Raw genomic sequence first — 14521 nt, 5'->3', positions numbered from 1 at the left:
GGCGTTAATTTGGAAGTTAGTAAAGAAGATATTTTTGAAATTATAGATACTACTCAATCCGTACAACAAGGTTGGAAATCTAAATTAAGAAGATCGCCTACTACTCAAGCATTAAAAAAGATACCGACTAACGCAGAAATTATATTGCACAATGATGAAGATTTAAAAGATTTAGTTCAATATGATGTTTTTGAAAAAGTAACTAAACTTAAACGTCTACCATATTGGCGTTCAAAAGATGACACTAATTATTATTGGGCTGATATTGATACAACACATGTCATTTCTCATATAGACAGAGTTCACAATATACATTTCAGTCGTGACATTATGGACAGTGTTATTGAAAAAGAAGCGTATCACAATCAATTTCATCCTATAAAATCATTGATTGAATCTAAAGAGTGGGACGGTACAAAGAGGATTGAGACATTATTTATTGATTACCTTGGTGCTGAAGACACGCATTATAACCGTGAAGTTGCAAAAAAACTATTAATGGGTTCAGTTGCTAGAGTTTATAAACCTGGTATAAAGTTCGACATCATGGTTATTTTATACGGCGGTCAAGGTGCTGGTAAATCTACCACAATAAGTAAGTTGGGCGGTAAATGGTACAACCAAAGCATAAAATCATTTAAAGGTGATGAAGCTTACAAAAAACTTCAAGGCTCTTGGATATGTGAAATTGAAGAATTATCCGCATTTCAGAAATCTACTATTGAAGACATTAAAAGTTTTATCAGTGCCATTGTTGATATTTATAGAGCTTCATATGGCAAGCGTACTGAACGCCACCCTAGACAATGTGTATTTATTGGGACAACGAACAATTACGAGTTTTTAAAGGATAAGACAGGTAATCGTCGTTTTTTGCCAGTCACTACGAATAAGGACAAAGCAACTAAAAGTCCATTTGATGATTTAACATCAGATATTGTACAACAGATGTTCGCAGAGGCTAAAGTTTATTTTGAAGAAAACCCAACTGATAAAGCGTTGTTATTGGACAAAGAAGCTTCAGAAACTGCCTTACAAATGCAAGAGGAACACGCTGAAAAGGATACGCTTGTGGGTGAAATTGAGGACTTTCTAGAGCGTCCAATACCTAATCATTATTGGTCTGAAGGTGTTGAAAATAAACGATCATTGGTGATGTATGATTACAATTCCAATGATATTAAAAATCTGTTTGAAAACGGCGAATTGATTCAATTTAAATCAAATAAACCTGGGCAATATGTATGGCGTGACAAAGTTTGTAGTATGGAAATTTGGAAAGTCATGATGAAAAATGACAGTCAACCACAACCACATCATTTACGTAAAATTGATGAAGCGCTTAGAAATACACGCTATTGCGGGTTGAGTAAAAAACAAACTCGTTACGGTGAGGGAATAGGAAAACAGTACGGGTTCGATGTTGATATGTCCCCATACTATTCCGAATTGGTTAATAAAATGTCTTAATAATAAGACAGTAAGACGTATATGAGACAGCTATAAGACACCATTAATCTCTTGTGGGAGTATGTGCCATGCTATAACTGTCTCGGTGTCTTATAAACTTTGCTCTAAACTTTGAAAAAAATTATTTTAATTTTCTCAAAGTGTTGGGGTGAAAAGCATAAGACAACAAGACAGCAAGGTCATATCACTTGTGGCTGTTAGGTTGAAGGGTGTCTCATAGTTATAGCATGGCATAAGACAGTAAGACACTTAATAAAATTACGGAGGAAAACAATGAACAAACATAAACTGAAAAAAGAAATATTAAATTATATCAAAAATCATAAAGAAACATCTTTTGTAGAAATTGAACGGATATTTGAAGAAAATAAGTTTGATTATAAAGGTAATGGCGCATATACAAGTGGCGAGAACGATAACGTTATATTTTGGGTTGGCTGGAACGAAAGAGCTTTCGATATTGTTGCAGGCTTAAAAAGAGATGGATATATAGAAATGAATATTTGCCCACCTATGTACTATCTTATTGATGGTAAGTCTTTAAATCTTCCGATTGTTAAAAGTAAAAATATAAAAACAGATCACTGGTTGCCCGTAGCGTTTACAGCTGTATAACCTCAAACCTTTGCCACAACTAGCTTTATATACCCTAGTGTGGTATAATTTAGACAAATAAATCGAACGTATGTACTAAAAGCGAACAAATATTCTATAAAGTGGGTGAGAAAGTGCCGAAGTGGTTAAACAAGATGCTAGGACTTGAAACAATTGAGCGCAACACTGCACAACAATTTGAAATGCTTACGGGTGGCTTTAAGTCATTATCTCAATTTTCAGGTGATGCATATTCAAACGACATATATCGTAGTGCAGTTGATACAATCGCAAGACATATTGCGAAGTTATCAGGTAAGCATGTAAACAATACGAAAAATTTTAATAACTATAAAATTAACAGAATCTTACAAAATAGACCTAATCCATATATGAGTGCTTATGACTTTTTGTATAAAGTAGCGACACAATACTACTTATTCAATAACGCATTTATTCTTGTGCAAAAGGACAATAAAGGTAACTTGAGAAATTTATACCCGTTAACACCGAGCAGTGTTGAATATGTGGTGGACGGTGCAGGTGAAATGTACCTAAAATTTTTGTTCAACGATGGTGAGGTTATCCATTTTCATTTGTCAGAAATAGCCGTGTTGCGTCGTCACTTTAATTCTAATGAATTGCTAGGTGATAACAACGACGCGATCATGAATACATTACAACTTGCGCACACACAAAATGAGGGTATGACTGAGGCTATTAAGAATTCTGCTCAAATCAGAGGTATTCTGAAATACAATCAGGCATTGAGTCCTAGTAAGTTAAAAGAAGCAAAAGAAGAATTTACGAATAACTATCTGTCAATGGCAAATAACGGTGGTGTTGTTCCGTTAGACACGTCAATGGATTATCAGCAACTGAATATATCAGATGTTCAGGTGGATACGTCCCAAATAAAAGTGATTAAACAAAAGATATATGAGTATTTAGGAATCAATGAAGCTATTGTGACAGGTAGTTACGATGAGAACACATGGCAAGCATTTTTTGAATCTGTAATAGAACCTTTCGCTATTCAATTGTCATCAGAACTGACTGAAAAGATTTTTACAGAACGAGAGCAATCATTTAGTAATCGCATCATTTTTGAATCTTCAAAATTACAGTATGCAAGTAATCAATCGAAATCAACCATTATCAAAGAATTGTTACCACTCGGACTGCTGACCATTAATGAGGCGCGAGACTTAATGAATTTGCCACATGTAGAAGATGGAGACGAGAGAATCCAAAGCCTAAACTACATTGAAAAAACACTAGCGAAGAATTATCAAATGGCAGATAAGGAGGTTAAAACTGATGAAGGAAATTAGAAGTGCAGAAATACAAACAGATTCCCAAAGTGGGGAGATGGTGCTTGAGGGGACAGCAATTGTTTTTAATAAACCCACTCAAATTAATACGCCAACAGGTTCATATACCGAAATCATTAAACGAAATGCGCTAGATGGTTTGAAACTCAACGATACACGTTTGTTAGTGTCTCATGATATGAATCGTATACCACTAGCCAAATCGCCTAAGACAATGGATATATGGACTGATGATGTTGGTATGCATTTTAGGGCTACCTTACCAGACACGGAAGAAGCCCGCTCTGTTTATACGGCAGTAAAACGGGGCGACCTTTCAGGCATGAGTTTCGGTTTCACAGTATCAGACGGTAGTCAATATGATGTGAATACACGCACACGAACTATTACCAAAATAGACAAAGTCCTTGAGTTTAGTGTTGTGAATTATCCCGCATATGCTGAGGCGAGTGTAGAGGCACGACAACAAATTCAAGAAGCAGAACTTAAATATCAAGCAAGACAACAAGCCTTAATCGGTTTAAATAAATTACAATCAAAGGAGATTAAATAAAATGTTTAATACAGTACAAGAAGCATTTAATCATTATCGCAATGCATCTCTTGAAGATATTGAAACACGCGCTGGTGAAATTAGAGGCACAATCGAAAATGACCCAGAAGCAGATGTGACAAAGTTAAATATTGAAATTGAAGGCTTAAATCAAGCTAAAGAAAATATTAAAGAAAAGGAGCAAGAACAAGTGGAAAATCGTTCATACAATCCTATTACAGGACAGCAGTTTAAACAAAATAATGAAATTCAAAATAACAATGTATTCGGTACAGAAGAATATAGATCAGCATTCTTTAAGAAAATGTTAGGACAAGAATTATCAGATGTGGAACAACGTTCATTCAATCATGCAATGGATATTCAAAAATCAGAACATCGTGCAGATGAATTTACTTCATCTTCAAATGCATCAGCAGTCATCCCAGAGCAAACATTAAACGAAGTCATTCGTCGTGCGCGTACACAAGGTGGCTTACTAGCAAATGTACGTTCATTCAATATGCCTACAAAAATCCGTATCCCAATTAGCACACCACAAGAACGCGCTGAATGGCATACTGAGGGTGCTAAAGTAGAAGCAGACAAAGTAGTTACAACAGCGGTATCTTTTGAGGCGAATGAGATTATTAAAATCTTTAGTATCTCAGTGAAAGCTAAAACGATGAGCATCTCAGCATTTGAATCATATCTTGTTGAAGAATTGACTAACTGCGTTGTAGAAGCGATCGAATACGCATTGATTAATGGTACGGGTAACAATCAAGGTCAAGGTATCTTAACAGGTATTACATGGAATGATGAAAACAGCTTAGAGCTTACAGGCAAATATACTGACTTCACAAAAGCGTTAGGAATGTTAAAGCGAGGCTATGCACAAAATGCAAAATTCGCTATGAGTAACGCAACATTATACAACACAGTGTACGGCGTTCAAGATGGTAATAAACGTCCTATCTTTGTACAAGATGCGCAACGTGAGAATGTAGGATATATCTTCGGTAAGCCAGTCATTATTGACGACAATATCGAAGACGGCACAATTCTATTAGGAGACTTTAACTATATCGGTTACAACTTACCGCAAGGCATCATGCTTGAATCTTCTCGTGAGTCTTCATTCCGTTCAGGCTTGATTGACTATCGAGCAATGGCGGTCGCAGATACACGCGTTTTAGTTGATGATGCTTTCGTTAAGTTAACAAGTGCTTCATCTGATGTAGGAGCGTAATAAATAACTAGGGCATCAGTTAATAGCTGGTGTCCTTTTTCATAAGGAAGTGAACTATATGATCATAACAATTGAAGAAGCGCGTAATGCTTTACGGATAGATGGTGATTACAATGATGAGATTATCAAACCACTTATCGAGGCGATACCTAACTACTTGTACATTACTACGGGGCGTGATTGGTTGGATGAACCAGTGCAACCATTAGCACAGACAACAGCAAAGTTTATACTTCAATTGTGGTTTGACCCTCAAACACAAGACAGTGAGCGTTTAAAGCGTACGATTGATAGTTTGTTAGTATCTTTAACAGCATTAGGTCGTGATTATAATGAGTAGGAGTATTCCAGCATCATTTTATAGAAGTAGCAAATGGACTAAGTGTAAAAACAGCTATATGTCTAAACAGAATTATATTTGTGAAAGATGTGGTGGTTTAGCATCTATTTGTCATCACAAAATATATTTAAATGCTGAGAATTATAAGAATCCATATGTATCATTGAACCACGACCATTTAGAAGCATTATGTCAGACGTGCCATAATCAGGAACATTTCGGGACACCAGCAATTGGGGAAGGATTACAATTCGATAAAGATGGAAATATAGTAAAAGTATAAATTAAATTAATTAAGTACCCCCTATGTGTGAATGTATAATTACACTTCTGGGAAACGGTGCAGGGAGTTTTCTTTTCCTCCACCCGATACTTTCAATATTTAGGGGTGCCTAAAAATTAAGATTGGAGAATATAAAAATGAAATATATCAATTTGGAAAAACTTAAAACATACATTGATAAAAATGATATAGAAAACAAACATATAGCGTACGATTTGTTAGAAGAGCTAACATTTATGAAAGAGACACTAGACGAATTAAAACGTACTGTACGTGAGCATGGTGCAACTTATGTTTTTACTCAAGGTGAACAATCATACCTTAAAGAGAACCCAGCTATGAAGTCATACAATACAACTGTAACAAAGTATAACGCCACTTATAAGCAACTATTGTCGCTCCTACCTCAACGAGTAGAAAAATCAGATGCGTTTATGGACTTTGTGACGAATGGCTAACTACATTAAACAATATTATCAAAAAATTGAAAGTGGCGATATTGTAGCTTCAAAACGTGTACGTAAACAATATAAGAAGCTCTTAGATGACATGGAGCATCACGACAAATACATTTATGATGAATCTAAAGCAGAACGCCCTATCGCTTTTATAGAGCGTTTCTGCCGTCATTCTAAAGGTGAGTTGGCAGGTAAGCCCTTAAAGTTAGATTTGTTTCAAAAAGCCTATATTTCGGCGCTATTTGGCTTTGTCGATAAAGATACAGGCTACCGACGTTATACCGAGTCCTTTTTCTTTGTTGGGCGTAAGAACGGTAAAACAACTATGTTAAGCGCTATTGCATTATATATGATGATTGCAGACGGGGAAAGTGGTTCAGAAGTGTATTCAGTTGCATCGAAACGTGACCAAGCTAATATCTTATTCGACCAAGCGCATGAGATGATTGTACAGAGCCCTGATTTAAACAAAAATATCCGTAAGCGTAAAAGTGATTTATACTTTGCGCATAACTTTAGTAAGATGCAGTCTTTAGCTAAAAACTCAAATTCATTAGATGGATTGAATGCGCATCTTGTTGTGATTGATGAATTACATTCTATTCAAGACCGCAATTTATATGAAGTAATGAAACAATCCCAATCAGCACGTACACAACCGTTATTGATTATGATTACAACGGCTGGAACACATAGAGGTACGATATTTGATGACTTATATGAGTATGCTTGTAATGTGGTAGATGGTAAATTTAACGATGATAACTTTTTACCGATTATGTATGAACTAGATCATAAAGCTGAATATAAGATGCCCGAGTGCTGGCAAAAGGCAAATCCTGCCTTAGGTGTATCAAAAAAGGTTGAGGACTTAGAACGCAAAGTTGCACGTGCTAAAAACAATGTAAATGACTTAACGGGAATCCTAACTAAAGATTTTAATATACGTGAAGTCACACATAGCGCATGGCTCACATTTGAGGCGATAAACAATGAGGATACCTTTAATATACGTGACTTCTCAGGTAGTTATGCGATAGGTGGTGCTGACCTTTCCATCACGACCGACCTTAGTTGTGCCACGTTGTTATTTGTAGAACCTGAAACTGAAATGCGCTTTGTACATCAGATGTATTGGTTGCCTGAGGATAACCTCAGAAAGCGTGTAGACGAGGATAAGATACCTTATGACAAATGGTATGAGCAAGGATTACTTCGCTTATGTCGTGGCAATACAATTGATTACAGCGACATCACAGAATGGTTTTTAGAGATGTTGAATGAATATGACATCACGCCACTATGGATATACTACGACAATTATTCTGCGCGTTACTGGGTTGATGAAATGGAGGCTAACGGCTTTAAGATGGTACGTACGCCACAAGGTGCTAGAACATTAAGTTTACCAATGCAGAATATGGGTGCTGATTTAGAGAAGCATAAAATCAATTATAACAACAATCCCATATTGAAATGGTGCTTAACTAATACGGGTGTAGAAACTGACCGAAACGGTAATATCGTTCCTGTTAAGAATCAATCACCCAAACGTCGCATCGACGGCACGGCTTCATTATTAGATGCGTATGTAGGTTTGTTTGATAATTATGAGCAGTTTTTGAGGGCTATGTGATAGCTGGAAAACGGATTGTTCTGTTAGGGTAAGGACGTCGTGAAGCGCGACGGCAGACAATCCCAAATTGGTTAGTCAAAAAAAGAGCACGTACTATTATCCTAAATTGACGAATAGCAAACGGACAAAATTGTCTGTATGCAGAGGAGGTTAACAATGGCATATCATTTTAATAATAAAATCAAGATAGTTGAAAGGGTTAGTAGTGGACCAATGCCTAACAATTATAAAGAAAAAGTAATTGCAGAACCTTGGGCAGACATAAAAACAATACGTGGTAATGAGTATTTGGGTTCTGGACTTACAGCATCAGAAATTCCCGTGAGGTTTATTATAAGATACAGGGACGGTATAACACCAAAACAGCGTATCAAGTGGAAAGATTTAGATTTTAATATCGAATCTGTACAAAATGATAATGGATTGAATAGAACACTTACTATTTATGGAAAAGCGTATAAATAAGACGCTGAGAAACGCATTGTGTTGCAATATAATTTTGATTTGTGGATAACGGCACGTTAGATGTAACACAACATGCTATAATAGAGTAGAAAGATGGGGTGAAAATATGATTAATTTAAGTCATAGAGATTTCGTAAAAAGAAAGATTGAGTATGTAGATTTTAGAATTAAGAGCTTGTATGAAAAGATAATTGATCCGGAAATAAAAAATTATGGTAAAGATGAAATTATTATTTTAAATGAAGTGTATTCAACATTAGAAAGTATTGAATTATTTTGCTTTACTCACGAAGATTTTGAACGTTTTAATGAAGAGTATGTTAAAGAAGCTAAGAAGATTTATCATATTATGAGCAGAATGGTTCGTGATAATGATAGAAATACATCATGGATTTATGATGAATATGAAGAGTACAAGAAGTCGTTTGATATGACAATTGAAACATTAGAGTTACCAGATAAAGTTTGGGAATAATATGAGTGCACAAATTTTAGTTGTTTTATCAATTTTAACATTTTACACCGATATAAGAATACAATGAAAACATTGGTATGACGGCTTTTAAGACATATAGCACACCATTATATAAATGGATAAATCTACTCCCGCCGTCTCCACTACATATAACCTAATTGTTAATATTCGGATTTAAAAAACACCTTACAAACATTGATGTATAAAGTTTGTAAGGTGTTTTTCATTATTTTGATATTTGGGTCATTTTATGGTCAAAAAATATACGTTGACCAAAAATGTTGACCCTCTCCATACAAATTATATTTAATATATTGATATAACAACGTTTTTAAAAGCAAGTGTCAATAAAGTGTCAAGTGTATAGTACTCTAGCATTGCAACCTTGCTTTTTTTGTGTTGAATGAAAGCTATCATTTTGTGAACATGACCAATGATGGACAAACCTAACAGTCATGTCAATGTAGCAGGTGTCAAACAGGACGAGTGAGAAACGTTTATATGTCTGTTTTTATATAATCTCAGCTTAAGTAGGCAATTGTTTATATAATTTAATTATTATATTATAATTATATATAGATATTCTTGGACTTTTGGATGGAGGAGAAAAGTATGAACAAGAAACGATTTGTCATCAGTTTATTGTTTAGCATTACAATCTTATTCGTTATTTCAAGTTCTACGGCTTTAGCAGATCATACGCTAGACCCAACACCAGACCAATTACACAAATCAAGTGAATTTAAAGGTTTGATGGGGAATGTGAAATATTTATATGACCGAAATTTTATATCTGAGAGTAATGTTAAATCTATCGATAGTTTATTGGCACACGATTTAATTTTCTGTATAAGAGAGTCTGAAATAAAAGAATATGGATTAGTAAAAACAGAATTTGCGAGTAAAGAATTAGCACAAAAGTATAGAAATAAACAAGTCGATATTTTTGGTGCAAATTATTATGTTGATTGTTATTTCTCTGGAAAAGAAAAGGGGAATGAAGAAGATAATGGTAAAACCTGTATGTATGGTGGCGTAACAAACTATGAAGGAAATCACTTAGATAATCACAAATCACAAACGATCTATGTAAAAGTTTTTGAAAATAGCAAGCATATCATTACATTTGAAATACAAGCCGACAAAAAACTGGTTACAGCACAAGAACTGGATGCAAAGGCGAGAAAATTTTTAATTGATAAACTCAATCTTTATGAATTTAAAGGATCGCCATACGAAACAGGGTATATCAAGTTTATTGAAAATGACGACAAATCGTTCTGGTATGACTTGATGCCGCCACCGGGTAATAATTTTAATCAATCTAAGTATTTAACAATGTATAGTGATAATAAGACCGTTGAATCTAAAGACATAAAAATTGAAGTTCATTTAACAAAGAAATGATATAAACACAATAATATGGCTAATGGATTTGGAGCAGGCCATCACCATAAGGGATACAATAGTTAAGTTCTAAAAGCAGGCATTACAGTGCTTGCTTTTCATTTTGCTCAATCTGACAATGTCGGTATCATGAAACACTGATGTATTCAAAATCGCAAAAAACAAAAAGGGTACGATGATGTACATATACCCTTTATACATTACTGAACCTTTGTACTAAACGTTCTTTATGATGGAATGACAAGACACTCACATTATATTGAGATAGCATGGTTGCCACAGCGTCACTGATATCATCTTCGTTATCAGTAATGATGTTGAGTCTAGCATTAGCATCAAACGTTTGATTTCTATACGCTTCGACATCGTCCCAATCAAAAAGTGCGTTTTTAGCAGTATTGATATTAATATTTTTTATCGCTTTAACATATTCAGTGGTTTGGCCAGGAAATACAGCGTCAAAATGATGAGTCAATTTAGATTTGCCTTCTATTTTAAACTCCGGAAAAATATTGGGATAAAGATTGCGATTTTTTAAAAAATAATGTATAACTTCATCTTTAAACATGGATCTTATATTTTCTTTTTTCAAAATAGCGAGGTGGCTGATTTCGGATAAAGTTAAAACATAATCGTGTATCGCTTGAGGTAAGTTTTTTCTATTTGTATACAGCGATAATGTATCGTTTTCTAAAAATAAACCGTGACTGTCCATAATATTTTTTAGGAGTTGATACTTTTTTTGTTGTTTATGACGCATTAAATCTATACCGAATTCCTCCATATTCCACAATGTTTCACCATGGTCTGTTAATTTATAGTGGCTTCCAGTAAATGATATGTTTACAGAAATAGAATCTCCAAAAAAATCAACAACAGGGGAATAAAATTCGATTGACTCATTTTCTAATGGTAGAAACTTAGATTCGTTTTTTAAATAGTTGAAATATTCTTCACTAATAGATTTAATTTCATTTTCAAACATTGTATCACCACCTTAAAAAAATAGATTCGTTTCAACGTTAATATTATCATTGTGTCGTTTTTTTGTATATTCTAGTAGTGCAAACAACTGGTTAACAAAATCTGAATTATCTTCAAAAGTTTTATAAGGAAGCGCATAAGCTCTCATGTAAGTAGAACCGTCATTTTTTCTTAAATATTCTTCCTCAGAATAGATATTGATTCTGTTTCCTCTGATTATTTCGTTATTTGAATTTTTATGAAATCCATTATTTAAGTTTATTCTTATGAGACAAATATTGAATTCTGTCTCTCTAAAATTTAATGAGACTTTTCCCGGCCTAACGAAATAGCTTAATACAAAGGATTTTTCTGAATTGATGGCTGTAATATTTATCGTTCCCTTACATTTTTCCTCCAATTGAATATTATATTGCGTTAAAATCTCTTTACACAAAACTAATAATTTTTGAACATCATTATCAGTTAATTTTATATCCATTGTAAATCTCCTTTTTAAATTTTTTTAAACTTCAGAACTGGTGTTGAGTTGTTTTAAATATTTTTTCTTTAACGATTCTCGCTGAAAATTGTCATATCGTGTGGATACAATGAATTTAAAATGTAGTCAATCAAAAACTTGAGTTAAAGGTAGGTGGATTGAACGGAGGTTGAGGCAACTGGAATATTTACATCAATATTATATTGTGCTTCTTATATTTGCAATTCTCAATTTGAGGGATTGAATTGCGCTTGAAATGATTTAAGTCAGCTAAAATCCAAGGCGTAATAGGACTAAATAACGACCTTTTTTGCATGAAAGATGGAGGATATATCCGAGGTCATCGCAAGTATATTATTTCATAATAGCGTTGCACGATAAAAATGTAAAATCATTTTTAAATTCGATATATTTCATGGTACACTTTTTTATCACATGTTTTTAGTGGCATATGCGATAAATCACATGTATTAAACAGTGGGCTTTCTAACTATTATTTTATTAACACAAAATATAGTTTAAAATATCGTTGAGATAAAAGAAGTCGTGATGTATTAAATGAGGATTTCATGATTAAAGCTATCAATCATATCACATATTCTGTTTCGGATTTAAGGAATTCTATTAAGTTCTATAAAGATATCTTAAAAGCGACATTATTAGTTGAAGGGAAGCATACAGCTTATTTTACACTAGGAGGTGTTTGGTTAGCACTAAACGAGGAAAAGAACATATCTAGAAATGAGATAAAACAATCATACACACATATTGCATTTTCTATAAGTGAAAGTGACTTTGACAGTTGGTACTATTGGCTAAAGTGTAATCAAGTGAATATATTAAAGGGGAGAGAAAGAAATATAAAAGACAAGCAATCGATTTATTTTACAGATCATGATGGTCATAAAATAGAGTTACATACCGGTACTTTACAAGAGCGTTTAGACTATTATCAACAAGAAAAAACACATATGAAATTTTTTAAGCATTAAACACGAATCACTTTTATTAAGGAAGTGATGGTGCTGTTAATACACAATTACTTGAAGGAGGCATTAAATAATTGAATACGAATGGAAACATTTGAAGCCTGAAAATCGGGAAAGTGGGCAATTTATTGAGGTTTTGCATCCAGATTTTAAAGAGTTTGGTATGTCGGGAAAAGTGTATGATAGGAGTGACTTTGAATGTATTGAATTACATGTAGCTGAGTATGAAATAAGTGATTTTCAAGTTGATCATTTAGCAGAAGATTGTAGATTATGTACATATACTTTGATAGATCATACGCGGCACATTAAGACAAATAGAACATCAATCTGGAAAATGCATGAGGGTGATTGGAAGTTATTGTTTCATCAAGGAACAGTGAAACAAGATCCATATTAACATGGAAAAGCACCTAAGACTTTGAGAAAGTCTAGGTGCAGTTTTATTCTTAGCTGGAAATATTGAATTGGAGTTATTTCAACTTTGAATCTTCTGTTATTACTTTACTGTGTCAAAATGGCTTTTATCCTATCTTTATCTGACCAATGTAATATTGAAAGATGTTCATGCTCTGCTGCTTGACGGGCTTTAGCTGTAATTGGATGCTCAACGTCATTTGCGACGATGAGCATTTGAGGGGCTAATCCGCTTCTACTAGGTCTATTATGTTTAACATCTCTGTACATAAAAGCATCAGTCGTCACTTTATTAAAATCTAGATGGTTTGCAAAATTGATAAGTTTTTCAGGTTTTGATTTTGTTTCCGGTAAAATGAAATCAATAAAATATTTGATTCCTGATTCTCCTGAAACTGAAACCTTTGCCGAACCTAGAATTTCTTCGTTGTATAAAAAATCGAATACTTCTTCATAAAAGAGTCGTGACACATTTGACTTTGTCGTTAATGTTAAATCATATATTTTTAAAATCCCTTGTATCAAGTTATGTTTTGACTGAGCGAAACTATTATTTTTGACATTAGTGACAATTTCTTCTCCATCTAAAACGAGGTTAAATTGGTTTAACACATTTTGAATGAGTATACTTCTGGCTTTTGTATGAATATCAATACCTGCGAGCTCAAGTTCATTCATTGTTAAACTATCGTCAGATAATCGAATGTCGTTATTGGGTAATACATCAAGATATATTCTAATATAATCATTTAAAGGGTTGATAAACGGTGTAGTTATTTCTGTTGAATCTTCTAATTTTTTGTATTTATAGTTTTGTTTCATCCATTTAAAATATTCATTCATTTTTTGTTCAATGCTCTCCATATGCAATTCACTCCTTTCTGCTTTAAAGTGATTATGGCTTGATGATGATATTGTCTTTTTTTATTTTAGTATAATCCATAAAAAAATCTAGAGCATCTATCATCTCGTTAATCAGTTCAATATTTTGTATGTCGTATAATGGTATAGCAATAGTCCCGTTTTTATATTCATCAGTCATGATATGGAGGTGTGGCGTAGGTATTCGGTCAAAGTTTGGAGGATTGGCATGATCACTTCCATTTACGTCAAATCGTATCATAGTGCTATTTTGATTCATACTGTATAGCATTATTGTAAGGTTATCGGGATTTTTATGACCTCGTTTATTAATGATTAATTTAAATCTTTCAGCGTCATCGATAATATGAATCAAATGGTGCTGAATTTGCTCTCCAACTCTCGGTAAGTTGACAATATTTTTTTCGAAGACCTTTATTTTACACATTAATTGTTCGTATATTTCTTTTTCCATAGGCATTCTCCTTTATTAATGTTTCATTGTGATTTGCTGATGTGGGACGGATTAGATTGAAAATAGTA

17 protein-coding genes are annotated in these 14521 nt (G+C 33.7%); 13 read left to right on the top strand and 4 right to left on the bottom strand.

The genetic code is table 11. The features are described from left to right. The first annotated feature begins 9 nt into the window (after nucleotides 1-9). From P3U61_RS09365 to P3U61_RS09315, 11 genes are all read left to right on the top strand, one after another. The gene (locus P3U61_RS09365; RefSeq protein ID WP_099987261.1) at nucleotides 10-1470 is read left to right on the top strand and encodes a virulence-associated E family protein; all 1461 of its coding nucleotides are present in this window, start codon (nucleotides 10-12) and stop codon (nucleotides 1468-1470) included. A 273-nt stretch (nucleotides 1471-1743) separates the two neighbouring features. Next, nucleotides 1744-2085: a pathogenicity island protein gene (locus P3U61_RS09360; RefSeq protein ID WP_099987259.1), complete on the top strand. Its 342-nt coding sequence runs from the start codon at nucleotides 1744-1746 to the stop codon at nucleotides 2083-2085. 113 nt (nucleotides 2086-2198) lie between these two features. Then, nucleotides 2199-3398 (top strand): phage portal protein, encoded by a 1200-nt coding sequence (locus P3U61_RS09355; RefSeq protein ID WP_234985115.1) that lies wholly within the window; start codon nucleotides 2199-2201, stop codon nucleotides 3396-3398. Further along, entirely contained in the window at nucleotides 3385-3951 is a 567-nt protein-coding gene (locus P3U61_RS09350) for an HK97 family phage prohead protease (RefSeq protein ID WP_015728776.1), read from the top strand. The genes P3U61_RS09355 and P3U61_RS09350 overlap by 14 nt, the downstream gene beginning before the upstream one ends. Before the next feature lies 1 nt (nucleotide 3952). Continuing rightward, entirely contained in the window at nucleotides 3953-5182 is a 1230-nt protein-coding gene (locus tag P3U61_RS09345) for a phage major capsid protein (RefSeq protein WP_099987255.1), read from the top strand. Between the two features lie 58 nt (nucleotides 5183-5240). Next, a complete protein-coding gene (locus P3U61_RS09340; RefSeq protein WP_099987253.1) occupies nucleotides 5241-5522 on the top strand; it encodes a head-tail connector protein in 282 nt (93 codons plus the stop codon). A 420-nt stretch (nucleotides 5523-5942) separates the two neighbouring features. Beyond that, nucleotides 5943-6263, top strand: a complete 321-nt coding sequence (locus tag P3U61_RS09335) for a hypothetical protein (RefSeq protein ID WP_015728780.1) — start codon at nucleotides 5943-5945, stop codon at nucleotides 6261-6263. Then, on the top strand, nucleotides 6256-7899 hold the full coding sequence (locus tag P3U61_RS09330) for a terminase large subunit (protein ID WP_099987249.1): 1644 nt from the start codon (nucleotides 6256-6258) through the stop codon (nucleotides 7897-7899). The genes P3U61_RS09335 and P3U61_RS09330 overlap by 8 nt, the downstream gene beginning before the upstream one ends. Nucleotides 7900-8055: 156 nt before the next feature. Beyond that, the gene (locus P3U61_RS09325) at nucleotides 8056-8364 is read left to right on the top strand and encodes a phage head closure protein (protein ID WP_096636618.1); all 309 of its coding nucleotides are present in this window, start codon (nucleotides 8056-8058) and stop codon (nucleotides 8362-8364) included. A 106-nt stretch (nucleotides 8365-8470) separates the two neighbouring features. Beyond that, nucleotides 8471-8839 (top strand): hypothetical protein, encoded by a 369-nt coding sequence (locus P3U61_RS09320; protein WP_015728782.1) that lies wholly within the window; start codon nucleotides 8471-8473, stop codon nucleotides 8837-8839. A 612-nt stretch (nucleotides 8840-9451) separates the two neighbouring features. Then, on the top strand, nucleotides 9452-10246 hold the full coding sequence (locus tag P3U61_RS09315; protein ID WP_014614473.1) for an exotoxin OB-fold domain-containing protein: 795 nt from the start codon (nucleotides 9452-9454) through the stop codon (nucleotides 10244-10246). Nucleotides 10247-10439: 193 nt separating this feature from the next. Here the strand turns inward: P3U61_RS09315 and P3U61_RS09310 are convergent, their stop codons facing one another. Both P3U61_RS09310 and P3U61_RS09305 read right to left on the bottom strand, forming a co-directional pair. Further along, nucleotides 10440-11231, bottom strand: a complete 792-nt coding sequence (locus tag P3U61_RS09310; RefSeq protein WP_014614471.1) for a DUF1828 domain-containing protein — start codon at nucleotides 11229-11231, stop codon at nucleotides 10440-10442. Between the two features lie 12 nt (nucleotides 11232-11243). Continuing rightward, entirely contained in the window at nucleotides 11244-11711 is a 468-nt protein-coding gene (locus tag P3U61_RS09305; RefSeq protein WP_037543699.1) for a DUF6978 family protein, read from the bottom strand. 569 nt (nucleotides 11712-12280) lie between these two features. On the opposite strand from P3U61_RS09305, the gene fosB reads away from it, so the two are divergent. Then, nucleotides 12281-12703 carry a FosB/FosD family fosfomycin resistance bacillithiol transferase gene (gene fosB / locus P3U61_RS09300; RefSeq protein ID WP_014614469.1) on the top strand — a complete coding sequence of 141 codons (423 nt, stop codon included), beginning with the start codon at nucleotides 12281-12283 and terminating at the stop codon, nucleotides 12701-12703. 91 nt (nucleotides 12704-12794) lie between these two features. Further along, nucleotides 12795-13100 (top strand): nuclear transport factor 2 family protein, encoded by a 306-nt coding sequence (locus P3U61_RS09295; protein ID WP_014614468.1) that lies wholly within the window; start codon nucleotides 12795-12797, stop codon nucleotides 13098-13100. A 104-nt stretch (nucleotides 13101-13204) separates the two neighbouring features. On the opposite strand, the gene P3U61_RS09290 is transcribed toward P3U61_RS09295, so the two are convergent. Together P3U61_RS09290 and P3U61_RS12310 are read right to left on the bottom strand one after the other, a co-directional pair. Then, nucleotides 13205-13981 carry a DUF1828 domain-containing protein gene (locus P3U61_RS09290; RefSeq protein ID WP_014614467.1) on the bottom strand — a complete coding sequence of 259 codons (777 nt, stop codon included), beginning with the start codon at nucleotides 13979-13981 and terminating at the stop codon, nucleotides 13205-13207. A 31-nt stretch (nucleotides 13982-14012) separates the two neighbouring features. Next, complete coding sequence (locus P3U61_RS12310) at nucleotides 14013-14453, bottom strand: DUF6978 family protein (protein WP_014614466.1); 441 nt, start codon at nucleotides 14451-14453, stop codon at nucleotides 14013-14015. Between the last annotated feature and the right edge of the window lie 68 nt (nucleotides 14454-14521).

The sequence above is a fragment of the Staphylococcus pseudintermedius genome (assembly GCF_034042775.1).
GTDB lineage: Bacteria > Bacillota > Bacilli > Staphylococcales > Staphylococcaceae > Staphylococcus > Staphylococcus pseudintermedius.
Note: the sequence above shows the minus strand (reverse complement) of the source record. Positions and strands in the feature narration are given on the sequence as shown.

Bases quoted from the DNA above. Each gene is read 5' to 3' on its own strand.
- P3U61_RS09345 (WP_099987255.1), top strand. From the start codon at position 3,953: ATGTTTAATACAGTACAAGAAGCATTTAATCATTATCGCAATGCATCT.
- P3U61_RS09335 (WP_015728780.1), top strand. From the start codon at position 5,943: ATGAAATATATCAATTTGGAAAAACTTAAAACATACATTGATAAAAAT.
- P3U61_RS09360 (WP_099987259.1), top strand. From the start codon at position 1,744: ATGAACAAACATAAACTGAAAAAAGAAATATTAAATTATATCAAAAAT.
- P3U61_RS12310 (WP_014614466.1), bottom strand. From the start codon at position 14,453: ATGGAAAAAGAAATATACGAACAATTAATGTGTAAAATAAAGGTCTTC.
- P3U61_RS09310 (WP_014614471.1), bottom strand. From the start codon at position 11,231: ATGTTTGAAAATGAAATTAAATCTATTAGTGAAGAATATTTCAACTAT.
- P3U61_RS09315 (WP_014614473.1), top strand. From the start codon at position 9,452: ATGAACAAGAAACGATTTGTCATCAGTTTATTGTTTAGCATTACAATC.
- fosB (WP_014614469.1), top strand. From the start codon at position 12,281: ATGATTAAAGCTATCAATCATATCACATATTCTGTTTCGGATTTAAGG.
- P3U61_RS09290 (WP_014614467.1), bottom strand. From the start codon at position 13,981: ATGGAGAGCATTGAACAAAAAATGAATGAATATTTTAAATGGATGAAA.
- P3U61_RS09350 (WP_015728776.1), top strand. From the start codon at position 3,385: ATGAAGGAAATTAGAAGTGCAGAAATACAAACAGATTCCCAAAGTGGG.
- P3U61_RS09320 (WP_015728782.1), top strand. From the start codon at position 8,471: ATGATTAATTTAAGTCATAGAGATTTCGTAAAAAGAAAGATTGAGTAT.
- P3U61_RS09325 (WP_096636618.1), top strand. From the start codon at position 8,056: ATGGCATATCATTTTAATAATAAAATCAAGATAGTTGAAAGGGTTAGT.
- P3U61_RS09330 (WP_099987249.1), top strand. From the start codon at position 6,256: ATGGCTAACTACATTAAACAATATTATCAAAAAATTGAAAGTGGCGAT.
- P3U61_RS09340 (WP_099987253.1), top strand. From the start codon at position 5,241: ATGATCATAACAATTGAAGAAGCGCGTAATGCTTTACGGATAGATGGT.
- P3U61_RS09305 (WP_037543699.1), bottom strand. From the start codon at position 11,711: ATGGATATAAAATTAACTGATAATGATGTTCAAAAATTATTAGTTTTG.